This window comes from Georgenia satyanarayanai, from assembly GCF_900116375.1.
Lineage (GTDB): Bacteria > Actinomycetota > Actinomycetes > Actinomycetales > Actinomycetaceae > Oceanitalea > Oceanitalea nanhaiensis.
In genome coordinates this window covers 33,254-58,766 of the sequence record NZ_UETB01000018.1, presented here as the reverse complement: position 1 = coordinate 58,766, position 25,513 = coordinate 33,254, and the positions used below count along the sequence as shown (strand labels likewise).

23 protein-coding genes and 2 tRNA genes are annotated in these 25,513 nt (G+C 71.6%); 14 read left to right on the top strand and 11 right to left on the bottom strand.

The annotated features are described in order from the left end of the window. Positions 1 to 49: 49 nt before the first annotated feature. Together valS and DSZ44_RS16525 are read left to right on the top strand one after the other, a co-directional pair. Entirely contained in the window at positions 50 to 2,761 is a 2,712-nt protein-coding gene (gene valS, locus DSZ44_RS16530) for a valine--tRNA ligase (protein ID WP_110853732.1), read from the top strand. A 12-nt stretch (positions 2,762 to 2,773) separates the two neighbouring features. Continuing rightward, positions 2,774 to 4,594: an AMP-dependent synthetase/ligase gene (locus tag DSZ44_RS16525; protein ID WP_110853731.1), complete on the top strand. Its 1,821-nt coding sequence runs from the start codon at positions 2,774 to 2,776 to the stop codon at positions 4,592 to 4,594. 92 nt (positions 4,595 to 4,686) lie between these two features. Here DSZ44_RS16525 and DSZ44_RS16520 read toward each other — a convergent pair whose 3' ends face one another. From DSZ44_RS16520 to DSZ44_RS16480, 9 genes are all read right to left on the bottom strand, one after another. Beyond that, positions 4,687 to 4,989, bottom strand: coding sequence for a chorismate mutase (locus DSZ44_RS16520; RefSeq protein WP_110853730.1), 303 nt, complete (start codon positions 4,987 to 4,989; stop codon positions 4,687 to 4,689). 95 nt (positions 4,990 to 5,084) lie between these two features. Next, a complete protein-coding gene (locus DSZ44_RS16515; RefSeq protein ID WP_110853729.1) occupies positions 5,085 to 6,272 on the bottom strand; it encodes a baeRF2 domain-containing protein in 1,188 nt (395 codons plus the stop codon). Between the two features lie 82 nt (positions 6,273 to 6,354). Further along, entirely contained in the window at positions 6,355 to 7,626 is a 1,272-nt protein-coding gene (gene clpX, locus DSZ44_RS16510; RefSeq protein ID WP_110853728.1) for an ATP-dependent Clp protease ATP-binding subunit ClpX, read from the bottom strand. A gap of 151 nt (positions 7,627 to 7,777) precedes the next feature. Next, on the bottom strand, positions 7,778 to 8,482 hold the full coding sequence (locus DSZ44_RS16505) for an ATP-dependent Clp protease proteolytic subunit (protein ID WP_309146727.1): 705 nt from the start codon (positions 8,480 to 8,482) through the stop codon (positions 7,778 to 7,780). 29 nt (positions 8,483 to 8,511) lie between these two features. Beyond that, positions 8,512 to 9,129, bottom strand: coding sequence for an ATP-dependent Clp protease proteolytic subunit (locus DSZ44_RS16500; protein ID WP_181424694.1), 618 nt, complete (start codon positions 9,127 to 9,129; stop codon positions 8,512 to 8,514). A 193-nt stretch (positions 9,130 to 9,322) separates the two neighbouring features. Next, entirely contained in the window at positions 9,323 to 10,771 is a 1,449-nt protein-coding gene (gene tig / locus DSZ44_RS16495) for a trigger factor (RefSeq protein ID WP_110853726.1), read from the bottom strand. A gap of 271 nt (positions 10,772 to 11,042) precedes the next feature. Further along, positions 11,043 to 11,846, bottom strand: a complete 804-nt coding sequence (locus DSZ44_RS16490; RefSeq protein ID WP_220035244.1) for an alpha/beta fold hydrolase — start codon at positions 11,844 to 11,846, stop codon at positions 11,043 to 11,045. Between the two features lie 28 nt (positions 11,847 to 11,874). Then, a complete protein-coding gene (locus DSZ44_RS16485; RefSeq protein ID WP_110853724.1) occupies positions 11,875 to 12,438 on the bottom strand; it encodes a DJ-1/PfpI family protein in 564 nt (187 codons plus the stop codon). A 116-nt stretch (positions 12,439 to 12,554) separates the two neighbouring features. Beyond that, positions 12,555 to 13,292: a GntR family transcriptional regulator gene (locus DSZ44_RS16480; RefSeq protein WP_220035243.1), complete on the bottom strand. Its 738-nt coding sequence runs from the start codon at positions 13,290 to 13,292 to the stop codon at positions 12,555 to 12,557. Between the two features lie 169 nt (positions 13,293 to 13,461). Between DSZ44_RS16480 and DSZ44_RS16475 the strand changes: the two genes are divergently transcribed. The 7 genes from DSZ44_RS16475 (at position 13,462) to DSZ44_RS16445 (ending at position 21,706) form a co-directional block, all read left to right on the top strand. Continuing rightward, complete coding sequence (locus DSZ44_RS16475; RefSeq protein WP_110853723.1) at positions 13,462 to 14,736, top strand: iron-containing alcohol dehydrogenase; 1,275 nt, start codon at positions 13,462 to 13,464, stop codon at positions 14,734 to 14,736. Further along, the gene (locus DSZ44_RS16470) at positions 14,733 to 16,214 is read left to right on the top strand and encodes an NAD-dependent succinate-semialdehyde dehydrogenase (RefSeq protein ID WP_110853722.1); all 1,482 of its coding nucleotides are present in this window, start codon (positions 14,733 to 14,735) and stop codon (positions 16,212 to 16,214) included. The genes DSZ44_RS16475 and DSZ44_RS16470 overlap by 4 nt, the downstream gene beginning before the upstream one ends. 61 nt (positions 16,215 to 16,275) lie before the next feature. Continuing rightward, positions 16,276 to 17,709, top strand: a complete 1,434-nt coding sequence (locus DSZ44_RS16465) for an extracellular solute-binding protein (RefSeq protein WP_110853721.1) — start codon at positions 16,276 to 16,278, stop codon at positions 17,707 to 17,709. 7 nt (positions 17,710 to 17,716) lie between these two features. Next, complete coding sequence (locus tag DSZ44_RS16460) at positions 17,717 to 18,655, top strand: carbohydrate ABC transporter permease (RefSeq protein ID WP_220035242.1); 939 nt, start codon at positions 17,717 to 17,719, stop codon at positions 18,653 to 18,655. Continuing rightward, on the top strand, positions 18,655 to 19,566 hold the full coding sequence (locus DSZ44_RS16455) for a carbohydrate ABC transporter permease (RefSeq protein ID WP_110853719.1): 912 nt from the start codon (positions 18,655 to 18,657) through the stop codon (positions 19,564 to 19,566). The genes DSZ44_RS16460 and DSZ44_RS16455 overlap by 1 nt, the downstream gene beginning before the upstream one ends. Beyond that, positions 19,566 to 20,630 carry an ABC transporter ATP-binding protein gene (locus DSZ44_RS16450; protein WP_110853718.1) on the top strand — a complete coding sequence of 355 codons (1,065 nt, stop codon included), beginning with the start codon at positions 19,566 to 19,568 and terminating at the stop codon, positions 20,628 to 20,630. The genes DSZ44_RS16455 and DSZ44_RS16450 overlap by 1 nt, the downstream gene beginning before the upstream one ends. Beyond that, a complete protein-coding gene (locus tag DSZ44_RS16445) occupies positions 20,630 to 21,706 on the top strand; it encodes an ABC transporter ATP-binding protein (protein WP_110853717.1) in 1,077 nt (358 codons plus the stop codon). The genes DSZ44_RS16450 and DSZ44_RS16445 overlap by 1 nt, the downstream gene beginning before the upstream one ends. A gap of 100 nt (positions 21,707 to 21,806) precedes the next feature. Here the strand turns inward: DSZ44_RS16445 and DSZ44_RS16440 are convergent. After that, a tRNA-Pro gene (locus tag DSZ44_RS16440) sits at positions 21,807 to 21,883 on the bottom strand. A gap of 83 nt (positions 21,884 to 21,966) precedes the next feature. On the opposite strand from DSZ44_RS16440, the gene DSZ44_RS16435 reads away from it, so the two are divergent. Both DSZ44_RS16435 and DSZ44_RS16430 read left to right on the top strand, forming a co-directional pair. After that, positions 21,967 to 22,040 (top strand) — tRNA-Gly (locus DSZ44_RS16435). A gap of 36 nt (positions 22,041 to 22,076) precedes the next feature. Next, positions 22,077 to 23,006, top strand: coding sequence for an alpha/beta fold hydrolase (locus tag DSZ44_RS16430; RefSeq protein ID WP_181424693.1), 930 nt, complete (start codon positions 22,077 to 22,079; stop codon positions 23,004 to 23,006). Between the two features lie 26 nt (positions 23,007 to 23,032). On the opposite strand, the gene rpmF is transcribed toward DSZ44_RS16430, so the two are convergent. Further along, positions 23,033 to 23,200 carry a 50S ribosomal protein L32 gene (gene rpmF / locus DSZ44_RS16425; protein WP_110853715.1) on the bottom strand — a complete coding sequence of 56 codons (168 nt, stop codon included), beginning with the start codon at positions 23,198 to 23,200 and terminating at the stop codon, positions 23,033 to 23,035. A gap of 135 nt (positions 23,201 to 23,335) precedes the next feature. On the opposite strand from rpmF, the gene DSZ44_RS16420 reads away from it, so the two are divergent. From DSZ44_RS16420 to DSZ44_RS16410, 3 genes are all read left to right on the top strand, one after another. Continuing rightward, positions 23,336 to 23,968, top strand: coding sequence for an IMPACT family protein (locus DSZ44_RS16420; protein WP_110853714.1), 633 nt, complete (start codon positions 23,336 to 23,338; stop codon positions 23,966 to 23,968). Positions 23,969 to 24,119: 151 nt separating this feature from the next. Then, positions 24,120 to 24,479, top strand: a complete 360-nt coding sequence (locus DSZ44_RS16415) for a GntR family transcriptional regulator (RefSeq protein WP_110853713.1) — start codon at positions 24,120 to 24,122, stop codon at positions 24,477 to 24,479. Then, the gene (locus DSZ44_RS16410) at positions 24,476 to 25,483 is read left to right on the top strand and encodes a DUF1648 domain-containing protein (protein WP_110853712.1); all 1,008 of its coding nucleotides are present in this window, start codon (positions 24,476 to 24,478) and stop codon (positions 25,481 to 25,483) included. Before DSZ44_RS16415 ends, DSZ44_RS16410 begins: the two co-directional genes overlap by 4 nt. Positions 25,484 to 25,513 lie beyond the last annotated feature (30 nt).

Below are 25,513 nucleotides of genomic sequence, written 5' to 3'. Positions count from 1 at the left end.
CACGGACGGATGAGCCCACTCCCTTCGGACCGTGGAACAATCTCGTCCCATGACCGACGCGCACGACCCCACCCCCGCCGCCCCGCTGTCCACCCCGTCCGTCCCGGACAAGGTCAGCCTCGAGGGCCTGGAGGAGAGGTGGGACGAGCGGTGGGCCGAGGAGGGCACCTACGCCTTCGACCGCACCGCCACCCGCGAGCAGGTGTACTCCATCGACACCCCGCCGCCCACGGTCTCCGGCTCCCTCCACGTGGGCCACGTGTTCTCCTACACGCACACCGACGTCGTCGCCCGCTACCAGCGGATGACCGGCAAGCAGGTCTTCTACCCGATGGGCTGGGACGACAACGGCCTGCCCACCGAGCGCCGCGTGCAGAACTACTACGGCGTGCGCGTGGACCCCACGCTCCCCTACGTGCCGGACTTCGTGCCCCCGCACGACGGCGGTGAGGGCAAGAGCGTCAAGGCCGCCGACCAGCAGCCCATCTCCCGTCGTAACTTCGTCGAGCTGTGCGAGCGCCTCACCCAGGAGGACGAGAAGCAGTTCGAGGCGCTGTGGCGCCACCTCGGCCTGAGCGTGGACTGGTCGCTGCACTACCAGACCATCGGACGCGAGTCCCAGCTCGTCGCGCAGGCCGCGTTCCTGCGCAACCTCGCCCGCGGGGAGGCCTACCAGGCCGCGGCCCCGGGCCTGTGGGACGTCACCTTCCAGACCGCCGTCGCCCAGGCCGAGCTCGAGGCACGCGACTACCCCGGCCACTACCACCGGGTCGCCTTCCACCTCACCGACCCGGCCGCCGGCGCCGGGCTCGAGCAGGTGACCGACGGCAAGGTCTACATCGAGACGACGCGTCCGGAGCTGCTGCCCGCCGTCGTCGCCCTCATCGCCCACCCCGACGACGAGCGCTACCAGCCCCTCTTCGGCACGACGGTCCGCTCCCCCCTCTTCGGGGTCGAGGTGCCGGTGCTCGCGCACCCGGCCGCCGAGATGGACAAGGGCGCCGGCATCGCGATGTGCTGCACCTTCGGTGACCTCACCGACGTCCAGTGGTGGCGTGAGCTCGACCTGCCCACCCGCCCGGTCATCCGCCGCGACGGCCGCCTGCTGGCCGAGGCGCCGGACTGGGTCGAGCAGCCCGCCGCCGTCGGGCTGTGGACCGAGGCCCTCGCCGGGAAGACCACCTTCACCGCCCGCAAGGAGATCGTCGAGGCGCTCCGCACGAGCGGCGACCTCGACGGCGAGCCGGTTGCGACCCAGCGCAAGACGAACTTCTTCGAGAAGGGCGACAAGCCGCTCGAGATCGTCACCTCGCGCCAGTGGTACATCCGCAACGGTGGCCGTCCCGGCACCGACTCCCAGGGCCGCGACATCCGCGAGGCCCTCCTCGAGCGCGGGCGCGAGCTCGGCTTCCACCCCGACTTCATGCGGGTGCGCTACTCCAACTGGGTCGAGGGCCTCAACAGCGACTGGCTCATCTCCCGCCAGCGCTTCTTCGGGGTGCCGATCCCCGTCTGGTACGCCGTCGACGAGAACGGCGACCCGGACTACGCGCGCGTGCTCACGCCCTCGGAGGACCTCCTGCCGGTCGACCCGAGCATCGACGTGCCGGCGGGCTACACCGAGGACCAGCGCGGCGTGCCCGGCGGCTTCGTCGGCGAGGTCGACATCATGGACACGTGGGCCACCTCCTCCCTCACCCCGCAGATCGCCGGCGGGTGGCTGCGCGACGAGGACCTCTTCTCCCGCGTCTTCCCCATGGACCTGCGTCCCCAGGGCCAGGACATCATCCGCACGTGGCTGTTCGCGACGACGGTCCGCGCCCACCTCGAGTTCGACTCGCTGCCGTGGCGTGACGCCGCGATCTCCGGGTGGATCCTCGACCCGGACCGCAAGAAGATGTCCAAGTCCAAGGGCAACGTCGTCACGCCCCTCGGCCTGCTCCAGGAGCACGGCGCCGACGCCGTCCGCTACTGGGCGGCATCGGCCCGCCTGGGCACGGACGCGGCCTTCGACACCGGCCAGATGAAGATCGGCCGGCGGCTGGCGATCAAGGTCCTCAACGCCTCGAAGTTCGCGCTGACGATGGGTGGGGACACCCCGGCGAGCCTCGACGTCTCCGCGGTCACCGAGCCGCTGGACCGCGCGCTCCTCGCCGGGCTGGCGGACGTCGTCGAGAGCGCGACGACGGCGCTGGAGCGCTACGACCACACCCGCGCCCTCGAGCTCACCGAGACCTTCTTCTGGACCTTCTGCGACGACTACCTCGAGCTCGTCAAGGACCGCGCCTACGGCTCCACCGAGGCCGGCTACACGCCCACGGAGGTGGCCTCGGCCCGCACCGCGCTGGCCCTCACCACCGACGTCGTGCTGCGGCTGCTCGCCCCGTTCCTGCCCTTCGCCACCGAGGAGGTGTGGAGCTGGTGGCGCAGCGGCTCGGTGCACGCGGCGCCGTGGCCCTCGGCCGCGCCGCTGCGGCAGGCCGTGACGGACGCCGACCCGGGCCTCCTCCACGCCACCGGCAAGGCCCTCGCGGCCCTGCGCAAGGTCAAGTCCGAGGCCAAGGTCTCCCAGCGGACGACCTTCGCCCGGGTGCGCCTGGAGCTGCCCTCCGCCGACGTCGAGCGCATCGGCCACGCACTCGCCGACCTGCGCGCCGCGGGCCGGGTGCGCGGTGACCTCGAGGTGATGGGCCGCACCGACCTCGAGGACGCCGTCGTCGGCGCCCACGAGCTGGACGAGCCCCCGGCCAAGACGCGCTGAGCGAGGAGAACGATGAACGTGCAGCGTCCCGAGGCGAGCACGCCCGGGGTCGGGCGGCTCGAGCCGCACATGTCCCTGCCCTGGGTGCTGGCCGACCGCCTCGCCCGCGACCCCGCCGGGGTCATCTTCGAGCGCAAGTCCTCCCTGGGCACCGACTTCGTGCCGGTGAGCGTGCAGACCTTCGCCGAGGAGGTCACCGCCGTCGCCAAGGGCCTCATCGGGCTGGGCGTGCAGGCCGGTGACCGCGTGGCGATCATGGCGCACACGAGCTACGAGTGGTCACTGCTCGACTTCGCGGCGTGGTCCGCCGGTGCGGTCCCCGTGCCGATCTACGAGACCTCCTCGGCCGAGCAGGCCGAGTGGATCGTGTCGAACTCCGGCGCGCGGCTCGTCTTCGCCGAGACCCGCGGGATGGCCGCGCTCCTCCAGCCGCTCGTCCAGCGTCTCGAGCACCTCGAGCAGGTGCTCGTCCTGGACGAGAACGCCGTCGAGACCGTCATCGGCCACGGTGCGGGCGTCCCGACGGAGCGGGTCACCGAGCGTGCCGAGGCCACCGACATGTCGAGCCTCGCGACGATCATCTACACCTCGGGCACCACCGGCCGCCCCAAGGGCGCCGAGCTCACCCACGGCAACTTCGTCACGCTCGTCGTCAACGGCAGCGACGACCCGAACTTCTCCGGGGTCGTGCGCGGCACCGACAAGCGCACCCTCGTCTTCATGCCGCTCGCACACGTCTTCGCGCGCTTCGTCGAGGTGCTGTGCGTGTACTCCGGCGCCACCATGGGCCACGTCCCGGACGCGAAGAACCTCGTCGCCGACCTGGACGCGTTCAAGCCGACCTTCCTCCTCGCCGTCCCGCGGGTCTTCGAGAAGGTGTACAACTCGGCCGACGCGAAGGCCGGCTCCGGCGCCAAGCAGCGCATCTTCCGCTGGGGCGCCAAGGTGGCGATCACCTACTCACGGGCGCTGGAGTCCGACGGCGGGCCGTCCGCCGCCCTCAAGGCGCAGCGGGCCCTGGCCGACCGTCTCGTCTACGCCAAGATCCGCGCCGCCATGGGCGGGAACCTCGACTGGGCGATCTCCGGTGGCGGGCCCCTCGGCGAGCGGCTCGGGCACTTCTTCCGCGGCATCGGCGTCGGCGTCCTCGAGGGCTACGGCCTCACGGAGGTGGGTGCCCCCACCACGGTCAACCGTCCCGGGCTCACGAAGATCGGCACGGTCGGCCCGCCCTACCCGGGCACGCGCGTGGCGATCGCCGAGGACGGGCAGGTGCTCGTCAAGGGCGACCACGTCTTCCGCGGCTACCACGACAACCCCGAGGCGACGGCCCAGGCCTTCACCGAGGACGGCTGGTTCGTCACCGGCGACATCGGCCAGCTCGACTCCGACGGCTACCTGCGGATCACCGGCCGCAAGAAGGAGCTCATCGTGACGGCCGGCGGCAAGAACGTCGCCCCGGCGGTGCTCGAGGACCGGCTGCGGGGCCACCCGCTGCTCTCCCAGGTCGTCGTCGTCGGGGACGGGCGCCCCTTCATCGGGGCGCTGGTGACGCTGGACGAGGACATGCTGCCCGGCTGGCTCGCCAACCACGACCTGCCCGCGATGAACGTCGAGCAGGCCGCGAGTGACGAGCGGGTGCTCGCCGCCCTGGACCGTGCCGTCACGCGCGCCAACGAGGCCGTCTCCCGCGCGGAGTCGATCCGCAAGATCACCGTCCTCACGACCGACTTCACCATGGAGAACGGCTACCTCACCCCGAGCCAGAAGGTGAAGCGCGCCAAGGTCCTCGAGGACTTCGCCGACGAGATCACCGCCATCTACGGCGCCTGACCCGCCTCCCCAACTTCGCAACTGGTCGGTCTGCTGACGCTTCCAGCGCCGCAGCCGTCGGTCACTCGACCACGTGCGACGTTTGGGGGGCGCTAGTCGGACTGGCGCTGCTCGGCCGTCGCGACGTGGTGGCGGATGACCTCCTCGACGATGAAGGACAGGAACTTCTCGGCGAACACCGGGTCCAGGCCGGCATCCTCGGCCAGCGCGCGCAGGCGCCGGATCTGCTCGGCCTCGCGGCCGGGGTCCGACGGCGGCAGGCCGAGGTCCGCCTTGATATGCCCCACCCGCTGGGTGCACTTGAAGCGCTCGGCGAGCAGGTGGATGAGGGCGGCGTCGATGTTGTCGATGGTGCCGCGGGCGCTGGCCAGCTCGGCGGGGATGGTCTCGCTCATGGCCCGATCCTAGGACGTGGCCCTGGGCCGGCCCCGCACGTCTCACGCACGACGACGCCCCACCGGGCCTGCCGGTGGGGCGTCGTCGTCGTCAGTCAGGAGCGGGCGCTGTCCCCGCTCACCTTGTAGGCGTGCTCGCTCGGGGTCGACGCGTCGCGCCACCGCAGCAGCGCACCCACGCCGTCGACGAGCTCGGCGGCCTCCTCGTCGACGATCGTCACGCCGGCAGCCTGCTCCGCGGCGGCACGACCGATCGCGAGGTCGGCGCGCACCTCCCGCGGCTCGCTCACGCCGAGGTCGGCGACGAGGGCAGGGGTCGTGGCGATCTCCAGCGCCCCCTCCCCCGCCCACAGGCTGCGCAGCCGCAGCTGGGAGTTCCGGCCGACCGTGTCCTCGCGCAGGAGGAGCTCGGAGACCTGTCCGCGGGAGAGCGCCACGACGACGTCGTCCACGCCCTGCGTGGCCGTCCCGTCCCGGCCCTCCTCCTGGCGGAAGCGGTCGAGGACCTCCTCACGACGACGCACCCGGAAGACGTCCAGCGCCTCGTGGAGGTTGCGCTCGAAGGCCTGCTCGTTGACGCCCGCGGCGCGCGAGCCGCCCTCGAGGACGGTGGCGATGGCCGCCGCCTCGGCGCCGAGACGCTCGCGGACGAGCGCGACCGCCCGGACGTCGCCGGTGAGGACGAGCAGCTCAGGGCGGCGCTCGGTGACGATGCGGCCCAGCTCGACGGCGACCGTCTCCGCGTTCCGCTCCCAGGAGTCCTCGGCCCGTGCCTGCAGGCGCCGCGACGCCAGGCCCGCGCGGCGGACCTTGTTGATGACGTCCTGGTCGCCCTCGACGCTGGCGAGCGCGTCGTCGCCGGCCTCGTACTCGAAGGCGGCGTGCCTCTGCAGGGTGAGATCGGCCCCCGTGCGGTCGATCTCGGCCAGCAGGTAGGCCACCGTGCCGTCCGCGACCTTGGCCAGCGACACGACGTCGAGGCCCACGACCCCGGTGTCGTCCGACGGCGGATCGGGCAGCACCCGGTCGACGACGACGCCGTCCGGCCCCGCCACGATCGTGCGACCGTGCTCGCCGGGTACGTGCGTCGGGACACGCACCTGCTCCTCGACGTGGTCGAGGGTACGGGCGCTCACGCCTCGGCCCTCCAGCGTGCGTCGAAGGTCGCGCCAGCGGGTCAGCACGGCCTGGTAGCCGTTCTCCGACTCGCGGGTGGCGTCGAACGTGACGGTGACGACGTCGTCGCCACTGGGAACCAGGCTCGTGAGCCAGTCGATCTGCATGTGACAGCACCTCACTCGTCTCGCGTGCAGTGCTGTCTACTGTGGTCCACGAAGCGCGGGCTCGCACCTCGCGGGAGGGAGGTCAGGCGCTCTTCTCGCGAGGCGGACGGCGCTTCTTCTCCCGCGGCACGAGCGTGGGGTTGACGTTCTGCTGGACGACCTCGGCGGTGATGACGACCTTCTCGACGTCGTCGCGGCTGGGGACGTCGAACATCGTCTCGCGGAGGATCTCCTCCATGATGGCGCGCAGGCCGCGGGCGCCGGTCCCCCGCAGGAGAGCGAGGTCGGCGATCGCCTCGAGGGCGTCGTCGGTGAACTCGAGCTCGACGCCGTCGATCTCGAACATCCGCTGGTACTGACGTACCAGCGCGTTCCGCGGCTCGGTGAGGATCTTGATGAGCGCGCCGCGGTCGAGCGGGGAGACGGTCGTGACGATCGGCAGACGGCCGACGAACTCGGGGATGAGCCCGAACTTGTGGAGGTCTGCGGGCCGCACCTCGGAGAACGGGTCGACGTCGACCTCGGTGGAGCGCAGCGTGGCCCCGAAGCCGATGCCGCTGCGACCGATGCGGGAGGTGATGATGTCCTCAAGCCCGGCGAAGGCGCCGGCCACGATGAACAGCACGTTCGACGTGTCGATCTGGAGGAACTCCTGGTGAGGGTGCTTGCGCCCGCCCTGCGGCGGCACCGAGGCCTGGGTGCCCTCGATGATCTTGAGCAGCGCCTGCTGCACGCCCTCACCGGAGACGTCGCGAGTGATCGACGGGTTCTCGCTCTTGCGGGCGATCTTGTCGATCTCGTCGATGTAGATGATGCCCTTCTCGGCCTTCTTGACGTCGAAGTCCGCGGCCTGGATGAGCTTGAGGAGGATGTTCTCGACGTCCTCACCGACGTACCCGGCCTCGGTCAGCGCCGTGGCGTCGGCGATCGCGAAGGGCACGTTGAGCATCTTCGCCAGCGTCTGGGCGAGGTAGGTCTTGCCCGTGCCGGTGGGGCCGATGAGGAGGATGTTGGACTTGGCCAGCTCGACGACGTCGTCGGACGCTGGCGCCTTCTCGGCGGCCTGGACCCGCTTGTAGTGGTTGTAGACGGCGACGGCGAGGGATCGCTTGGCAGGTCCCTGGCCGACGACGTACTGCTCGAGGAAGTCGAAGATCGCCCGCGGCTTGGGCAGGTCGACCAGGCCGAGCTCACTGGCCTCGGCGAACTCCTCGTCGATGATCTCGTTGCACAGGTCGATGCACTCGTCGCAGATGTACACCCCCGGCCCGGCGATGAGCTTCTTCACCTGCTTCTGGCTCTTGCCACAGAAGGAGCACTTGAGCAGGTCAGTACCCTCAGCACTCCGCGCCATGCTCACTCCTCTTCACCGGTGGGGTCACGGTCCATTGGACACCATGACGGGCCCGCGTGTCTTCTCACCGGGCCGTGGTGTGTCGAGCGATACGAGGACGCCGCCCGCACAGGGCCGCCGGCCGGGCACGTGCCCGGCCGGCGGAGGTGGCTCACGCGGTGATCGCGGGGGCCTGCGCCTTGCGGGACTCGAGGACCTGGTCGACCAGGCCGTACTCGAGCGCCTCGGCCGCCGTGAGGATCTTGTCGCGCTCGACGTCCTCGCGCACCTGCTCGACCGGCGTGCCGGAGTGGTGGGCGATGGTCTCCTCGAGCCACTCGCGCATCCGCAGGATCTCGCGGGCCTGGATCTCGATGTCCGAGGCCTGGCCGTAGCCGCCCCCCTGGACGGCGGGCTGGTGGATCATCACGCGCGAGTTCGGCAGTGCGAGCCGCTTGCCGGGCGAGCCGGCCGCGAGCAGCACGGCCGCGGCCGAGGCCGCCTGACCGAGGCAGACCGTCTGGATCTGCGGCTTGATGAACTGCATCGTGTCGTAGATCGCGGTGAGCGCCGTGAAGGAGCCACCGGGCGAGTTGATGTACAGCGTGATGAGGCCGTCCGGGTCCGAGCTCTCCAGGACGAGGAGCTGGGCCATGACGTCGTCGGCCGACGCGTCGTCGATCTGCACGCCGAGGAAGATGATGCGGTCCTCGAAGAGCTTGGTGTAGGGGTCCTGGCGCTTGTACCCGTACGCGGTGCGCTCCTCGTACTGGGGCAGCACGTACCGCGCGGACGGCGCGGCCGGTGCGAGGCCTCCGGCGAGGGCGGAGCCGTCGAGGCGTCCGGCGCGGGCCATGAACTGGGATTCGATGCTCACTGGTGCTCCTGGGTGGTCGTCGTGGTCCGCTACTTGCCGGTCGTCCCGCCGCCACCGGAGACGGAGGCAGCGGACTCGACGACGTGGTCGACGAAGCCGTACTCCAGCGCCTCGGGCGCGGTGAACCAGCGGTCGCGGTCGGCGTCCCGGTTGATCTGCTCGACCGTCTTGCCGGTCTGCTCGGCGGTGATCTCGGCCAGCACGCGCTTCATGTGGAGGATGAGCTCGGCGTTGATCCGGATGTCGGTGGCGGTGCCGCCGATGCCGCCGGAGGGCTGGTGCATCATGACGCGCGCGTGCGGCGTGGCGTAGCGCTTGCCCTTGGCACCGGAGGAGAGGAGGAACTGGCCCATCGAGGCGGCCATGCCCATGCCCACCGTCGCGACGTCGGGCTGGACGTACTGCATGGTGTCGTAGATGGCCATGCCGGCCGTCACCGAGCCGCCGGGAGAGTTGATGTAGAGGAAGATGTCGCGCTCGGGGTCCTCCGCCGCGAGCAGGAGCATCTGGGCGCAGATGGCGTTGGCGTTGTCGTCACGCACCTCCGTGCCGAGCCAGATGATGCGCTCCCTGAGGAGACGCTGGTAGATCGAGTCGTTGAGGCCGAGGCTGTTGCCCTCGTGGGCACCTCGAGGCTGGTGGCTCACGTACACGCTCCCATTGGTCGTCCGGGGCACCGGCGGTCGGGTGGACCCGCCGTGCGGCGATGTTCCTAGGACACTAACCCCGCCCGCGGCTCATCTCTGCCGCCTCACGGGTGTTTTCGCTGTTGGCGCACCTGGCAGGTCCGGGTACGCCGCAGGGCGGCGCCGTGTCGGCACCGCCCTGCGGATCATCGAGTCAGTCGGCGCTGGGCGCGGACTCGGCGCTGTCGGCCGAGTCGCCGCTGTCGGCCGAGTCGGCGCTGTCACCGGAGTCGGCGCTCTCCGCGGAGTCGGCGCTCTCGACGGCCGGCTCGGCGGCGTCCGCGACGGCGGCCGCCTCGGCGAGCGCTGCCGCAGCGTCCTCGTCGTCGGAGCCGATGAAGTCGCTGAGGTCGACGTCCTTGCCCTCGCCGTCGACGACCTTGACCTTGCGCAGCGCCACGGCCAGGGCCTTGTTGCGGGCGAGCTCACCGGCGAAGACCGGGATCTGGCCCGCCTGGCCGGCGGACTGGATGAACTCGTTGGGGTCCATGCCGTACTGGCGGGAGGTGGACAGGAGGAACTCGAGGAGCTCGTTCTGCCCGACCTGCACCTCCAGCGCCTGGGCCAGCTCGTCGAGGATGAACTGGTCGCGCATGGCCTTCTCGGTGTCCTCGCGGACCTCCTCGCCGTGCGGGTCGTCCTCGGCCTTGCCCTCGGCCTCGAGGTGCGCCTTGATCTCGGCGTCGACCGCGTTCTTCGGCAGCGGGAACTCGATCTCCCCGCGCAGGCGCTCGAGCAGCTGGTCGCGGGCGGCGACGGCGCGGTTGGAGTTCTTGTCCTTGCCGACCTGCTCGCGCAGGTCCGCGCGCAGCTCCTCGATCGTGTCGAACTCGGAGGCGAGCTCGGCGAACTCGTCGTCGGCGGCGGGGAGCTCGCGCTCCTTGACGCTGTTGACGGTGACGGTGACCTCGGCCTCCTCACCGGCGCGCTCGCCACCCACGAGGGTGGTGGTGAAGGTGGTGCTCTCGCCGGCGGACAGGCCGGTGATGGCCTCGTCCATGCCCTCGAGCATGGTGCCGGCGCCGACCTGGTAGGAGGTACCGGTGACGGAGTCGACCTCCTCCTCGCCCACGGTCGCCCTGAGGTCGATGGAGACGAAGTCGTCGTCGGCCGCGGCGCGGTCCACGCCCACGAGGGTGCCGAAGCGCTCCCGCAGGGACTCGAGGCGCTGCTCGACGTCCTCGTCGGTCACCTCGACGGAGTCGACGGCGATCTCGTAGGTGGACAGGTCGGGCAGGGTGATCTCGGGGCGCACGTCCACCTCGGCGGTGAAGGTGAGCTGGCCGCCGACGGCGCCGGTGAGGTTGGGGACCTCGGTGACGTCGACCTCGGGCTGGCCGAGCGGCTTGATGCCGGTCTCGGCTACGGCGTCGCGGTACAGGTTCGGCAGCGCGTCGTTGACGGCGTGCTCGATGACGGCCGCCCGGCCGACCCGCTGGTCGATGATGCGGGCGGGGACCTTGCCCTTGCGGAACCCGGGCACGTTCACCTGCTCGGCGATGTGCGAGTAGGCGTGGTCGATGCTCGGCTTGAGCTCCTCGTACGACACCTCGACGGTGAGCTTGGCCCGGGTGGGCTCAAGGGTCTCGACGGCGCTCTTCACTGCGATGCTCTCCACTCTTCGGTTCCATGGGACGCCCCCGCGCGGGGGAAGTGCGGGTGCTGTGCGTGCGCGAACCGAGGCAGACGGACGTGCGCACAGGCGCCCTCCATCGTAGGGCACGGGTGTCGAGCCCCGCGACGGCGCGGAGCGGGCGGGCGGCGTGACATCCACCGCAGGCGGGTCTCGCGGTCGGCCCGCGACGGCGCCCGGTGCGGTCGGTGCGGTCGGCGCGGTCGGTGCGGATCGTCGTCGTCCACCCGCCCGGCCCCCGTCACGCCCGGCGCAGGAAGTCCGCGAGGAGGCGGTGGACGTCGTGGGGGTGCTCGACCACCGGCGAGTGCCCGCACCGCCCGAGGACGTGCAGTCGGACGTCCGCGAGCTGGTCGAGCAGCGGCAGGGCCGCCGCCCGCAGGGGGGTGACCCGGTCCTGGGCGCCGTGGACGAGCAGGACGGGCGCGCGGACCGCCGCCAGTGCCTGCTCCGACAGGGTGAGGTCCGCGGCCCACCGCTGGCGGGGCGGCGGGAAGAGTGCCGCGAACGCGGCCTCACCGGCCCGCATCGCCGCAGCCCGGGCCGCGACCGCCGTCTCGGTGACGAGCGAGTGGTCCAGCAGGAGGCGGCTCAGCATGTCCCGCGCGCCGTCCTCCGTGGCAGGGGCGGCCCACACCGCGTCGAGCTCGGGCGACAGCGGAGCCCCGGGCGCGCCCATCGTCGACACCGGCACGACGTGGGTCACCTGCTCGGGACGTGCCGCCGCCAGCGCCAGGGCGACGGCGCCACCCATGGAGTGGCCGACGACGGCGTAGGAGCGGTGCCCGAGGGCGTCCATGAGTGCGGCGGCCTGCTCGGTCCACAGCCGCAGCCCGCCGCGGGACCCCGGCGGCAGCGGCGTACGGCCGAAGCCCGCCTGGTCGGGGGCGACGAGGTGGCAGGACGCCGAGAGCGCGTCGACGGTCGCCGCCCAGGCTCCGGACCCGGTCGTGCCGGGTCCGGAGCCGTGCAGGAGCAGGACGGCGGGTCCGCGTCCGCCCTCGAGCACCTGCACCGGCGAGCCGTCGACGGCGACGGTGCGCACCTCCGTCACCGGTCGGTGGCCGCGCGCATCAGGCGGTGACGAGGGACTTCGAGAAGACGTCCATCATCACCCGACCGAACTGCGGCATGTCCGGCCAGCCCCGGCAGGAGACGAGGTTGCCGTCGACGACGTCGGGGGCGTCCACGACCGTCGCACCGGCATGCTCCATGTCGCGGGTGATGGGCGGGAAGCACGCCGTCCTGCGGCCCTTGAGCAACCCGTAGTCCGCCGGCACCTGCGCGCCGTGGCACACGAGCGCGATCGGCAGGTTCCGAGCGAAGAAGTGCTCGGTGATGCGCCGCACGTCGTCGTCCACGCGGATCCACTCGGGAGCGCGGCCCCCGGGGATGATGAGCCCGTCGTAGAGATCGACGTCGACTTCCTCCCACAGCACGTCGACCGGCAGCTTGCGGCCAGGCTTCTCGACGTACGCGTCGCAGCCCGGGTCGAACTCGTGGATGACGAGCTGGACGTCACGCATCGACTTGTTGGCGACGTCGACGTCCCACCCGCCCTCCTGGATCCGGTAGTAGGGGTACATCGTGTCAAGCTCCTCGGCGGCATCGCCGGTCAGGAGCAACGCTCTGGGCACCTAGGTTCTCCTCGCACTCAACGTTGGGTGTGGGGTGCCACTCGGCCGAGTAGGACGAGCGGAATCCGATCCGATTCGATCGGATGGGTAAGGATGGCGCGCGGGGGCGCCGTCAGTCAAGCCCCCACCCGCGGGGCGTCCGCGAGCGGGGCGTCGTCGAACAGCGGGCGGAACCGGTCCCCCGACAGGAGGATGTGCCGCCGCATGGCGTAGGCCGCCTCGTCCGGGTCGCGCGCCGCGATGCCGGCGAGGATCTCGTCGTGCTCGCCCATGGCGAGGTAGGTGACCTGGGTGTCGTAGACGAGCCGGAACAGGTGCACGTGCGTGTGCAGCCGGCCCAGCGCCTCGCGGACGAGCCGGTTCCCCGCGCTCCGCGCGACGAGGTCGTGGAAGGCCGCGTCCCGCAGGCCGAAGGCACCGTAGGTCGCGGGCCCGTCCCCCTCCTCGAGCTGCGCCATCTCCTCGAGCAGCCGGCGCAGCTCGCTCACCTGTGCCGTGGTGGCGCGTTCCGCCGCCCGACGCGCAGCCGCGGGCTCCAGGAGCAGGCGGATCTCGAGCATGTCGTCGAACCGCTCACGGGTGATCAGCGGCGGGATCCGGTAGCCGGCGTTCGGCACCCGGACGACGAGCCCGTCGGCCTCCATGCGGTTGAGGGCGTCGCGGATCGGTGTCTGCGAGACCCCGAGCTCGCGGGCCAGGGCGTCGATCGTCACGCGGGAGTCGGGCACGAAGCGCGAGGACATGAGCTGTCGGAGCAGCGTGTCGTGCACCTCGTCCGCGAGTCGCCCGCGCGGCCGCCCGTTCTCCGTGCTGCGGGTCCCGAGGTCTCGACCGTTCGTCGCTTCATCGTCCACGAGGGTGTGCCCTTTCCACTTCCTTGGCCATGACGGTTGACAGCGGATGCTCCACTGCTCCATGATCTGCGTCAATCGGATCGTATAGGAAACAGCGTGGCTTCCTTCTCGCATCGTCGCGAACGGCTCCCGCTGGCTCCTCCTCCCACCGTCGACCTCTGGAGTCCCTATGAGCATGCTCGGTGTCCTGCGCGGGCCGCGGCAAGTCGTGTTCGGCGCTGGTCAGCGGCACGCCCTGGGGACGCTCACCGCGGCCCTCGGCTCCCGCGCCCTGGTCTGCACCGACGCCCGCTTCGGTGCGACGGGTGAGTTCGCCGGCATCGTGAGGCTGCTCGAGGGCGCGGGCGTCCAGGTGACGGTGTTCGCCGAGGTGCTGCCCGACGTCCCGGTGCACCAGGTGACCCAGTGCGCCGCGCTCGCCGCGAGCGCCGCGCCGGACGTCGTCATCGGCATGGGCGGAGGCAGCTGCCTCGACCTCGCCAAGGCGGTGGCGGTGCTCCTCACGCACGGTGGCGAGCCTTCGGACTACTACGGCGAGTCCCGTGTCCCCGGGCCCGTGCTGCCGGTCGTGGCCCTGCCGACCACCGCGGGGACCGGCTCGGAGGTCACGCCGGTGGCCGTCCTCACCGATCCCGAGCGCGTGAGCAAGGTGGGGATCTCCAGCACGCACCTCATCCCGCACACCGCCGTGTGCGACCCGGAGCTCACGCTCGGCTGTCCACCGTCCCTCACGGCGAGCGCGGGCGCTGACGCCCTCTCGCACGGGATCGAGGCGTTCACCGCGGTGCGCCGGCCGGTGACCACCGAGCTGACGACGGAGCGTGTCTTCGTCGGCAAGAACGAGCTGACGGACTCCTACGCCCTCATGGCCGTCCGGCTGGTCGCGGGCAGCCTCCACCGTGCCTGGTCGGAGCCGGGCGACATCGCTGCCCGTGAGGCGATGATGCTCGGGGCCACGGCCGGCGGCTTCGCCCTCGGCACGGCCGGCACGGCGGCGGCGCACGCGCTCCAGTACCCGGTCGGTGCCCTGACCCACACCCCGCACGGGATCGGGGTCGGGGTCCTGCTGCCCTACGTCCTCGAGTTCAACCGGCCCGTGCGGGTCCGGGAGCTGGCCGCCGTCGCCCTCGCGATGGGAGCCTCCCCCGACACCCCGGACGAGGACCTCGCCGACGAGGCGATCGAGCGCGTCGCGGCCCTGCTCTCCTCGGTGGGGATCCCCACCACCCTCGCCGACCTCGGGCTGCCGGCCGACCGGCTGCGCTGGACCGCCGAGCAGGCCCTGGGCTCCGCGCGGCTCATCGCGAACAACCCGCGTCCACTCGACGTCGACACCCTCGAGCAGATCGTCCGCGCCGCGCACAGCGGCGACCGAGCGGCCCTGCGGGAGACCCTGCCCGGGTCGGCCTCGCCGGACCTCACCACGACAGCAGGTGCCCGATGACCACGACACTCCACGAGTCCCTGCGTCCGGTCCTCGACGGCCTCGACGTGCCCACCGACCTGCTCGTCGCCGGCACCTGGCGCGGCGGCTCCGACGGGGGCCGCATCGATGTCCGTGACCCCGCGTCCGGTGCGGTCCTCGCGTCAGTCGCCGACGCCGACGTCGACGACGGGGCCGCGGCGGTGGACGCGGCCGCCACCGCGGCCGCCGGATGGGCGGCCACGGCACCCCGCGCCCGGGCCGAGCTGCTGCTGCGGGCCTTCACGCTCATGCACGAGCGCAGCGAGGAGCTCGCCCTGCTCATCAGCCTGGAGAACGGCAAGTCGCTGCCCGACGCCCGGTCCGAGGTCGCCTACGCCGCCGAGTTCTTCCGCTGGTACGGCGAGGAGGGCGTCCGGCTCCGCGGCCAGGTCGGACGTTCCCCGAACGGGGCCAACCGTCTGGTCGTCACCCACCAGCCCGTCGGCGTCAGCGTGCTCATCACCCCGTGGAACTTCCCCGCAGCGATGGCCACCCGCAAGATCGCACCGGCCCTGGCCGCCGGGTGCACCGCGATCCTCAAGCCGGCGACCGAGACCCCGTTGACGGCACTCGCGGTGGCGGCCCTCCTCCAGGAGGCCGGCCTGCCACCGGGCGTGCTCAACGTCGTCACGACGACGAAGCCCGGTCCTGTCGTCGAGACGATGCTCACCGACCCCCGGACGCGCATGCTGTCGTTCACCGGGTCGACGGAGATCGGCCGCCGCCTGCTGCGCACCGCCGCCGACCAGGTCCTCAAGTGCGGGATGGAGCTCGGCGGCAACGCCCCCTTCGTCGTCCTCGCCGACGCCGACGTCGACGCCGCGGTCGAGGGTGCGATGGTCGCCAAGATGCGCAACGGCGGCCAGGCGTGCACCGCCGCGAACAGGTTCTTCGTGCAGGCAGCGGTCCACGACTCCTTCGTCGAGGGCCTCGTCGCCCAGATGGCCGCCGTCCGCGTCGGTCCGGGTTCCGACGAGAGCACCCAGTGCGGTCCGCTCATCAACGAGGACGCCGTCCGGAAGGTCGACGAGCTCGTCCGGGACGCCCTCGACCGGGGCGCCCGAGCCGTGCTGGGCGGCGAGCGGCCCCGCGAGGGGGCGGGCTGCTTCTACCCCCCGACGGTGCTCGTCGACGTGCCGCCGGAGGCCCGCGTCCTGCACGAGGAGATCTTCGGACCGGTGGCCCCGGTGGTCCGGTTCGAGCGGGAGGAGGAGATGCTCACGATGGTCAACGACACGGAGTACGGCCTCGTCAGCTACCTCTACACGAGCGACCTCGGCCGCGGCCTGCGTCTCGCCGAAGGCATCGACAGCGGCATGGTCGGCCTCAACCGGGGGCTCGTCTCCGACCCCGCCGCACCGTTCGGCGGGACCAAGCAGAGCGGCTTGGGCCGCGAGGGCAGCACCGAGGGTCTTCTCGAGTTCATGGAGACCCAGTACATCGCGACGTCCTGGTGAGGCCGCCGCAAACCCCCACACGTCCAGCACCATCCCCCCGATGCAGGAAGCAGGAGAACTGATGAGCAACGCACTGCGAGACCGACGGAGCTCTCGCCACAGCCGCCCGGTGCGGGCAGGGGCAGCGACCGCGCTGGTCGCCCTGGCCCTGGCGGCCTGCGGCGGTGGCGGTGACGGCGACACCACGAACGACGCGAACGCGGACGAGGGTGGCCCCGCGGCACCCGCGACGATCCCCGAGCTCACCGACGAACCGCTGGACCTCAGCTTCATCTGGTTCGAGTGGCCCCCCGCCCAGCTCCTCGAGGACTTCGCGAACGAGGAGTACACCAAGGAGCGTCCGAACGTCACCGTCACGGTCAACACCGTGCCGAACGCGAACTGGCACGACGCGATGTTCACGCAGTTCGCGGCGCGACAGACGGACTTCGACATCGCGGTCCTCGACTCCCAGCACATCGGCGAGGCCGTGACGAACGGCAACATCCTCGACATCACCGACTTCATCAACGAGAACATCGAGACCGACGCCTACGACCCCTACCTCCTGGCCGCCTACGGCCAGTACCCCCAGGCCGAGACGGGGCAGCGGGACGAGAACGCCCGGATGTACGGGCTCCCGCTGCTCGGTGACACCTGGACGATGATCTACCGCAAGGACCTCATCGGCGAGGAGCCCCCCGAGACCTGGGACGAGATGATCGAGGTCGCGAGGCAGTGCCAGGAGGACAACCCCGGCGTCAGCGGGCTGGCCTTCCACCAGGCCAACGGATCGGACGCCGCGGCGGTCACCTACAACACCGTCAACGCCCTCTACGGCGGCAACCTCTGGAACCGGGAGGAGGGGCAGATCGAGGGCGTCATCAACGACGAGGCCGGGCAGCGGGCGATGGACATCCTCGTTAACGAGATGAAGCCGTTGACCGCACCCGGCTCCGGCAACTGGTTCATCGACGAGGTCAACGCGGCCGTCGCGCAGGGTGATGCCTGCATCGCCTTCAACTGGATCGCGGCGAGCGGCGGCCTGCTCGACCCGGCGCAGACGGTGCTGGGCGACACCCGCGAGGAGATCCTCGACACGCTCGGCTTCGCCACCCTGCCGACGCAGGAGACCGACCTCGTGCCGCTCGGCGGCATGGGGATGCACATCTCCGCCTACGCCCCCGACGACCGGGTCGCCGAGGCGCTCAACTTCATGCGGTGGTTCGAGCAGGAGGACATCCAGAAGAAGTGGGCCGCGGCCGGCGGCGTCCCCTCGCGCACGGACGCCCTGGAGTCCGCCGAGTTCCTCGAGGCCGGACCGTTCAACCAGGTCTACGCCGACTCCGTCGCACGGCAGCGGGACATGTGGAACGTGCCCGAGTACGCCCGCCTCATCGACATCGAGAACACCAATGTCAACGCGGCCCTCAACGGGGCGAAGGACCCGCAGACGGCGCTCGACGACATCGCCCGGGAGCAGCAGTCGGTGCTGGACGGCGACGGCGGGCTGTGAGATGAGCATGACGACGTCGGCCGACGCCCCGGTGCAGGAGGCAGCGCCCCTGCCTCCTGCACCGGGGCGCTCCCCCCGCCTGCGTGACCGTGGGCTCGCCGTGGCCTTCATCTCCCCGGCGATGCTCCTGCTGCTCGGCATGTCGGTCTTCCCGTTGCTGTGGGCCCTGTACCTGTCGTTCACGGACTACTCGGCCACGAGCAGCGTGCCCGGCAGCTTCGTCGGGTTCGAGAACTACGCCGACGTCCTCACGTCGTCGGAGGTCCACACGCGAGCCCTGACGACGGCGCTGTTCGTGGCCGGTGCGGTGATCCTGCAGACCGTGCTGGGCTTCTCCATCGCCTACCTCATCTCGCGACGGACGCGCGGGCGAGGGCTGCTCACCACGCTCTTCCTCGTCCCGATGATGCTCTCGCCGGTGGTCGTCGGACTGTTCTGGCGCTTTATGCTCGACGCGCAGTTCGGGGTGGTCAACAGCATGCTCACCTCCCTCGGGCTCGAGCCGGTCGAGTGGCTCACCCAGCAGCGGACAGCCCTGTTCTCCCTCATCCTCGTCGACACCTGGCAGTGGACCCCGTTCATCATGCTCATCGCGCTCGCCGGGCTCACCGCGGTGCCCAAGTACCTGTACGAGGCCGCGTCGATCGACCGGGCCTCGGAGTGGTTCCGCTTCCGCAACATCACCCTGCCGATGGTGTGGCCGCTGCTCCTCATCGCGGTGATGTTCCGGGCCATCGAGGCCTTCCGCCAGTTCGACCTCGTCTACGTCCTCACCAACGGCGGACCGGGGGTGTCCACCGAGACGTTGTCGTTCCACGTCTACAAGGTCGCGTTCCTCGGCTTCCGCACCGGGGCCGCCTCGGCGTACGGGATCCTCATGGTCATCGTCGTCATCGTCCTGGCGCAGTTCTACCTGCGCTACCTCAACAAGCTCAAGGAGGGCTGATGGCGATCTCCGTCGACGACGCCGTCCCCGGCCCCGTCAGCGCAGGCTCCCCCCGTCCCCGCCGCCGGCGCGGCGGCAAGGCCCGCACCGCCGTCGAGATCACGCTGCTGGCCGTGCTCCTCGGCAGCTCGCTGTTCGCGGTGATGTGGATTCTGCAGACATCCATCAAGACCGGCCAGGACATCTACGCCGTCCCGGCGAAGTTCCTCGGTTTCGACGTCACGCTGCAGCACTACAGGGACGTCTTCGTGGCCCCCGGCGGGGGCCGCTCGGACCTGTCCCAGTCGTTCCTCAACTCCGTCGTGGTCGCGGGGTCCTCGACCGTGCTGGCCACCCTGGTGGGCGTCCCCGCAGCGTGGGCGTACTCGCGGTTCACGCTCAAGGCCAAGAAGGACCAGCTGTTCTTCATCCTCTCCACGCGCTTCATGCCGCCCGTGGTGGTCGTCATCCCGGTCTTCCTCATGTACCGCGAGCTCGGACTCATCGACACCCGGCTCGGTCTCATCCTCGTCTACACCGCGTTCAACCTCCCCTTCACGATCTGGATGATGAAGGGCTTCGTCGACGAGGTGCCCTCGGAGTACGAGGACGCCGCGATGCTCGACGGCTACACGCGTCTGCAGGCGTTCTGGAAGTTCACCCTGCCCCTGCTCATCCCCGGTATCGCCGCGACGGCGGTCTTCGCGCTCATCTTCTCCTGGAACGAGTTCGTCTATGCCATCTTCCTCACGTCCAGCCAAGAGGTGCGGACGGCCCCACCGGCCATCGCCGGCCTCATCGGCGGTACCACGGTGAACTGGGGTCTGGTCGCCGCCTCCGCGGTCGTCTTCGCCCTGCCGGTGCTCGTGTTCGCCTACCTCGTGCGCAAGCACCTGGTGGCCGGCGTGACCCTGGGGGCGGTGCGACGCTGATGGCGGGCATCGAGGTCACCTCCCTGCACAAGCGCTACCCGGACGGGACGGTCGCCGTCGAGCACGTCGACCTGTCCATCGGTGACGGCGAGCTCTTCGTCATGCTCGGCCCCTCGGGCTGCGGCAAGACGACGACGCTGCGCGCCATGGCCGGGCTCGAGCGCCAGACGTCGGGCGACATCCACATCGGGGACACGCTGGTCAACGACCTGCCGCCCGCGGAGCGGGACATCGCCATGGTGTTCCAGTTCTACGCCCTCTACCCGCACCTCAAGACCCGCGACAACCTCGCCTTCCCGCTGCGTGCGGAGGGGCGGCCCAAGGCGGAGATCCGCGAGCGGGTCGAGGAGGCCGCGCGGATGATGCGGCTCGGCCCGCTCCTGGACCGCAAGCCGCACCGGCTGTCCGGCGGCGAGCAGCAGCGCGTCGCGCTGGCGCGGGCCCTCGTCCGGCGGCCGCAGGCCTTCCTCATGGACGAGCCGCTCACCAACCTCGACGCCGAGCTGCGGGCGGACACCCGGACCGAGATCAAGCACCTGCAGGCCCAGCTCGGCGCGACGATGGTCTACGTCACGCACGACCAGGTCGAGGCGATGTCGCTCGGGCACCGCATCGCGATCCTCAACAAGGGCCGGGTCGAGCAGGTCGGGACGCCGCTGGAGGTCTACGACCGGCCGGCGAGCCTGTTCTGCGCGGCCTTCATCGGCTCCCCGCCGATGAACCTCCTCGAGGTCGAGGTGGCGGAGGGTGCGCTGCGTGCGCCCGGTGGGCTCGCGCTCACCCCGCCCCCGGGGCTGCGGCGCGACCGTCCGCTCGTGGCGGGCGTGCGGCCCGAGGCGTTGGAGATCACCCCGGCCGGGGCGGACGGCACCGTCCCGGGACGGGTGGTGTCCGCCGAGGTCCTGGGCGACGAGATCATCTACGTCGTGGACAGCGGGGGGCGGGACGTCCGCGTGCGCATGCCCCCGACGATCCGCTTCGGTACCGAGGCACCGGTGGGCCTGCGGCACACCGGCGGGACCCCGCCGGTCTACGACTCGAGCACGGAAGAGCTGGTGGCCTGATGGGAACGGTTGCTGCCTACGGGCTGCGCAAGTCCTTCGGCGAGGTGCAGGCGCTCGACGGGGTGACCCTGGAGGTGCCGGACGGCTCCTTCTTCGTCGTCCTCGGGCCGTCCGGGGCGGGCAAGACGACGACCCTGCGCGCGATCGCCGGGCTCGAGAAGCTCGACGCCGGGTCGGTCCACCTCGACGGCCGCGACGCGACCGGTGACACCCCGGCCGCGCGCGACCTGGCGATGGTGTTCCAGAGCTACGCGCTCTACCCGCGCCGGACGGTCTTCGAGAACATCGCGTCGCCGCTGCGCGCCCGCAGCGCCTCGCGCGAGGAGATCACGACGGCGGTCGAGAAGGTCTCGGGCCTGCTCCACATCGAGCGGCTGCTGACCCGTAAGCCGGCCCAGCTGTCCGGTGGTGAGATGCAGCGCGTCGCCCTGGCGCGTGCGCTGGTCCGCAAGCCGCGCGCGTTCCTCATGGACGAGCCGCTGACGAACCTCGACCTCAAGCTCCGGGTCGAGATGCGCACCGAGCTCACCCGGATCCACCGCAGCCTCGGCGAGACCTTCGTCTACGTCACCAACGACCAGGTCGAGGCGCTGTCCATGGCCGACCAGGTCGCGGTGCTCCGCGAGGGCACGGTGCAGCAGGTGGGGACCCCGACGGAGGTGTACGACCGCCCGGCGAACCAGTGGGTCGCCGCCTTCGTCGGGAGCCCGCGCATCAGCCTGCTCGCCTGCCGAGCGCAGGGGGACCGGCTCGTCGGTGCGGAGGGCTGGACGCTCCCGCGGCCGCGGTGGACGACGGCGGAGGAGGGCCGTCCGCTGCTGCTCGGCCTGCGCGCCGAGGACCTGTCCGTCGAGGCGCGCGGCGACACGGCGCTCACGGGGGAGCTCTACGGCCTCGAACCGCTCGGCGACCGCACCGTCGTCGACGTCAAGGTGGGCAAGGAGATGCTCAAGGTCAAGGCGCGGCCGACCGTCACCGGTACACCGGGTGAGCGCATGTCCGTCACCGTCGACCTGGACCGCGTGCACCTCTTCGACGCGGACACCGGGCTCGCGCTGTCCGCCGTGGGTCGGTAGGAGGTCGCTGCCCCTCGGTTCCTGTCGGCCCGTCGGCCGGCGGGCCGAGGGGCACGCGTCCGTGGGCCGGCGCCGCAGACCCTGCCCGAGGCGCCCGTGCTGGTCGGGATGACAGGATTCGAACCTGCGACCTTCCGCTCCCAAAGCGGATGCGCTACCAAGCTGCGCTACATCCCGTTCGGCCGGTGGCCGCGAGCCGATTGTAGGCGACCGGCCAGGTCGCGTTACACTCGACCTGCACGCCGGCGAGACCGGCGCCTGCGGGTGTAGCTCAATGGTAGAGCCTCTGCCTTCCAAGCAGATGGTGCCAGTTCGATTCTGGTCACCCGCTCCACGCACCACCGCGGGTGCACCCTCCGAGGAGGCGGTCATGGGCCGACGACTGGCGATCGGTGCCCTCCTCGCTGCCGTCGCGGGCGGTGTCGTCGCAGCGGCCCGGCCGAGCCGGCCGCCTCTCCCCCGTCGGACCGGCAGGTCCGCCACCGGGATGGAGTACCTCGTCCTCGGTGACGGTCCCCGGACCCTGCTCAGCATCCCGGGCGGCCCCGGCAGCGACCTGCCCACCGGTGTGCTGGGCCGGCTCACCGAGCGGGAGTCGCGTCCGTACGTCGACGCGGGCTACGCCGTCTGGACCGTCACCCGGCCCCGGGACATGCCCGTGGGCCACACGGTGGCCGACATGGGCGACGACTACGCCCGCTTCGTGCGCGAGGAGATGGGCGGCGCCGTCGACGTCGTGCTCGGCCAGTCCTACGGCGGCATGGTCGCGCTCCACCTCGCCGCCGCCCATCCCGACGTCGTCGGTGCCGTGGTCCTCGCCGGCGCCGCCGCCGTCGTCGAGGAGTGGGGCACGGAGGTGGACGCGCGCTGGGCGCGGCTGCGTGCGGAGGGCCGCGACGCCGAGGCGGGCGCCGTCTTCCTCGAGTACCTGCTGCCGGACCCGCGCTACGCCCCGCTGCGCCGGCGCCTCGGGGGCGTCGCCGGCAGGCTCGCCGCCGGGTCGACGACACCACCGGGTGACCTTCTCGTCGAGGCCGACGCCGAGCTCGCCTTCGACGCCCGCGAGGTCCTCGGGAGCATCACGGCACCCGTCCTGCTCCTCGCCGGCGAGGAGGACCGCTTCTTCTCCCTCGACACCGTCCGGTCGACCGCCGCCCGCATCCGGCGCAGCACGCTCGTCACCTACCCCGGCCGCGGGCACGTCGCGACGATCTCGAGCAGTGACGTCCCGCGCGACGTCCTGGCCTGGCTCGAGCGGCTCGGCCCGGGAACGCGAGACGGCCGCCACCCCGAGGGGTGACGGCCGTCAACGCGTTGAGTACGCGATCAGTCTGCGAACTCCAGGCCCTTCTGGTAGGCCTTGGCCAGGCGCCGGGGCACCTGGATCTCGCGGCCCTGGACGCGGACGGTCTGGAGCGTGGTGGGCTCCGCCTTCCACTGGGACCGGCGAGAGCGGGTGTTGCTACGGGACATCTTGCGCTTCGGAACTGCCATCTGCCCTGCCGCTCCTTTCGTGGTCGAGACGATTGCCGTCGTATAGCGTGCCACGGCGCAGGCGTCCGGGTCCAATGCGGGACGCCGCGGCCGGTGTGACATTGCCCCCTCTGGGGCGGCCACAATGGCTGCATCATGGATGTTCGCACCCTCGCCGGCGGCGTGACCACCGCGACCGAGCTGGAGATCCGCCGCTCGCGCTTCATCACGTGGCTGCGCCGCGCCGACGACGAGACGGCGGCGCGCGCGCTGGTCGACGACGCGCGGCACACCTTCCCCGACGCCCGCCACCACTGCTCGGCCTTCGTCGTGCGAGTCCCCGGGGCGAACCTCGTCGAGCGGTCCTCCGACGACGGCGAGCCGGCCGGCACCGCCGGCATGCCGATGCTCGAGGTGCTGCGCGGCAGCGGGCTGGTCGACCTCGCCGCCGTCGTTGTCCGCTACTTCGGCGGGGTCAAGCTCGGGACGGGCGGACTGGTACGTGCGTACTCCGACGCCGTCCGCTCGGCGCTCGAGGAGGCACCGGTGGTGGTGCAGCGCGAGAGCCGCCTCCACGCGGTCTCACTCCCCCACGCCGAAGCCGGCCGCGTGGAGTCCGAGCTGCGGTCGCTGGGCTTCGCCGTCGACGACGTCGCCTACGCCGAGCAGGTGACCCTCGTCCTGGCGACGAACGACGACGGCGCCCTCGCCTCCGCCGTCGCGGCGCTCACCGGCGGGGCGGGCGAGATCCGGCCCGCAGGCACCCGAGTCGTCGACCTCCCCGCATGACCCTCCCCCTCCTTCACGCCGAGCGCTGAGTTGTTCCGGGAACAACTCAGCGCTCGGCGCATGCGGGCGGGGAACAACTCAGCGCTCGGCGGGGAAGGGGTGCGAGGGTCGCCGCTTGTTATAGTTGGGGTAGAGCAAGTATGGTGGAGCCATGCTCATCCGCATCGACCCGTCCTCGGCGCTTCCGCTGTTCGAGCAGCTCGCCGGCCAGGTACGCACCGCCGTCCTGCGTGGTGAGGTGACGAGCGGCGAGCGCCTGCCCTCGGCGCGGGACCTCGCCGAGTCGCTCGACGTCAACCAGCACACGGTGCTGCACGCCTACCAGCTGCTCCGCGACGAGGGCCTCGTCGAGCTGCGCCGCGGCCGCGGCGCCGTCGTCACCGCCCACGCCGTCGAGCACTACACCCCACTGCTCGAGGCCGTCGCCGCCGTCCGCCGCGAGGCCGCCCACCTCGGCCTGCCGATGTCCGCCGTCGCCGCCCTGCTCAGCTCCACGGAGGAGACCTCATGACCCAGCCCCTGCCCCACCGCCGCCGCGCCTGGGTGCTCGGCGTCCTGGTGCCCGCACTCATCACCGCGGCCTCCTGGCTCGCCGTCGTCCGGCTGCTGCCGCGCCTGCCCGACCCCGTGGCGGTCCACTGGGGACCCTCGGGCGTCGTGGACCGCACCGGCACGGTGGCCGAGCTCGTCGCCCCCATGGCCGTCATCAGCGGCCTCTCGCTCCTCGTCATGGCGGCCTTCTCCGTCCTCACCGGACGGCAGGCCATCACGCGGCGGCTGACGCTCGGCCTTGCCGTCGGGCTCGCCACCCTGTTCGCCGGCATGACGCTCGTCAGCGTCACCTCCCAGGTGGACGCCGCGACGGCCGCCGATGCCGCCTCCCCCGACGGGTGGCTCGCCGTCTCGATCCTCGCCGCCGTCGCTCTCGGCGCCGTTGCGGGCGCGCTGGCGGGCTCCGACCCCGCACTGCCCGCGACGGGAACCGCGGCCGACGGCGCGCCCACCGCGGACCTGCCCGAGGGGCACCGCGCCGTGTGGGTGCGTGGCGTCGCCGGGCTGGGCACCACCGTCACCTGGGTCGTCGTCGCCGCTGGCACGGCGGCCTCGGCAGCCCTGTGGCTCCTCGCGGACACCGCCCTGCCGCTCGTCGTCACGCTCCCGCTGCTCGCCCTCCTCCTCACCATGACCACGTGGCAGGTCCAGGTCGACGCCCGCGGCCTCACCGCCCGTGGCACCTTCGGCTGGCCCCGGGTCCACGTGCCCGCCGGAGAGGTCGAGCGCGCCGACGTCACCACCGTCAGGCCCTTCGCCGAGTTCGGCGGCTGGGGCCTGCGCACGAGCGTCGGTGGCAAGGTCGGCGTCGTCATCCGCACGGGCGAGGCGATCGCCGTCGAGCGGTCCGGCGGCCGGCACCTCGTCATCACCGTCGACGACGCCGCGTCCGGCGCCGCCCTCCTCAACACCTACGCCGCCCGCGCCCGCACGGCGCCCGCCCGCGATGCGACCAGCGATTGATCGGCCCGGAGGGCTGGTTTAGGGTTCAAG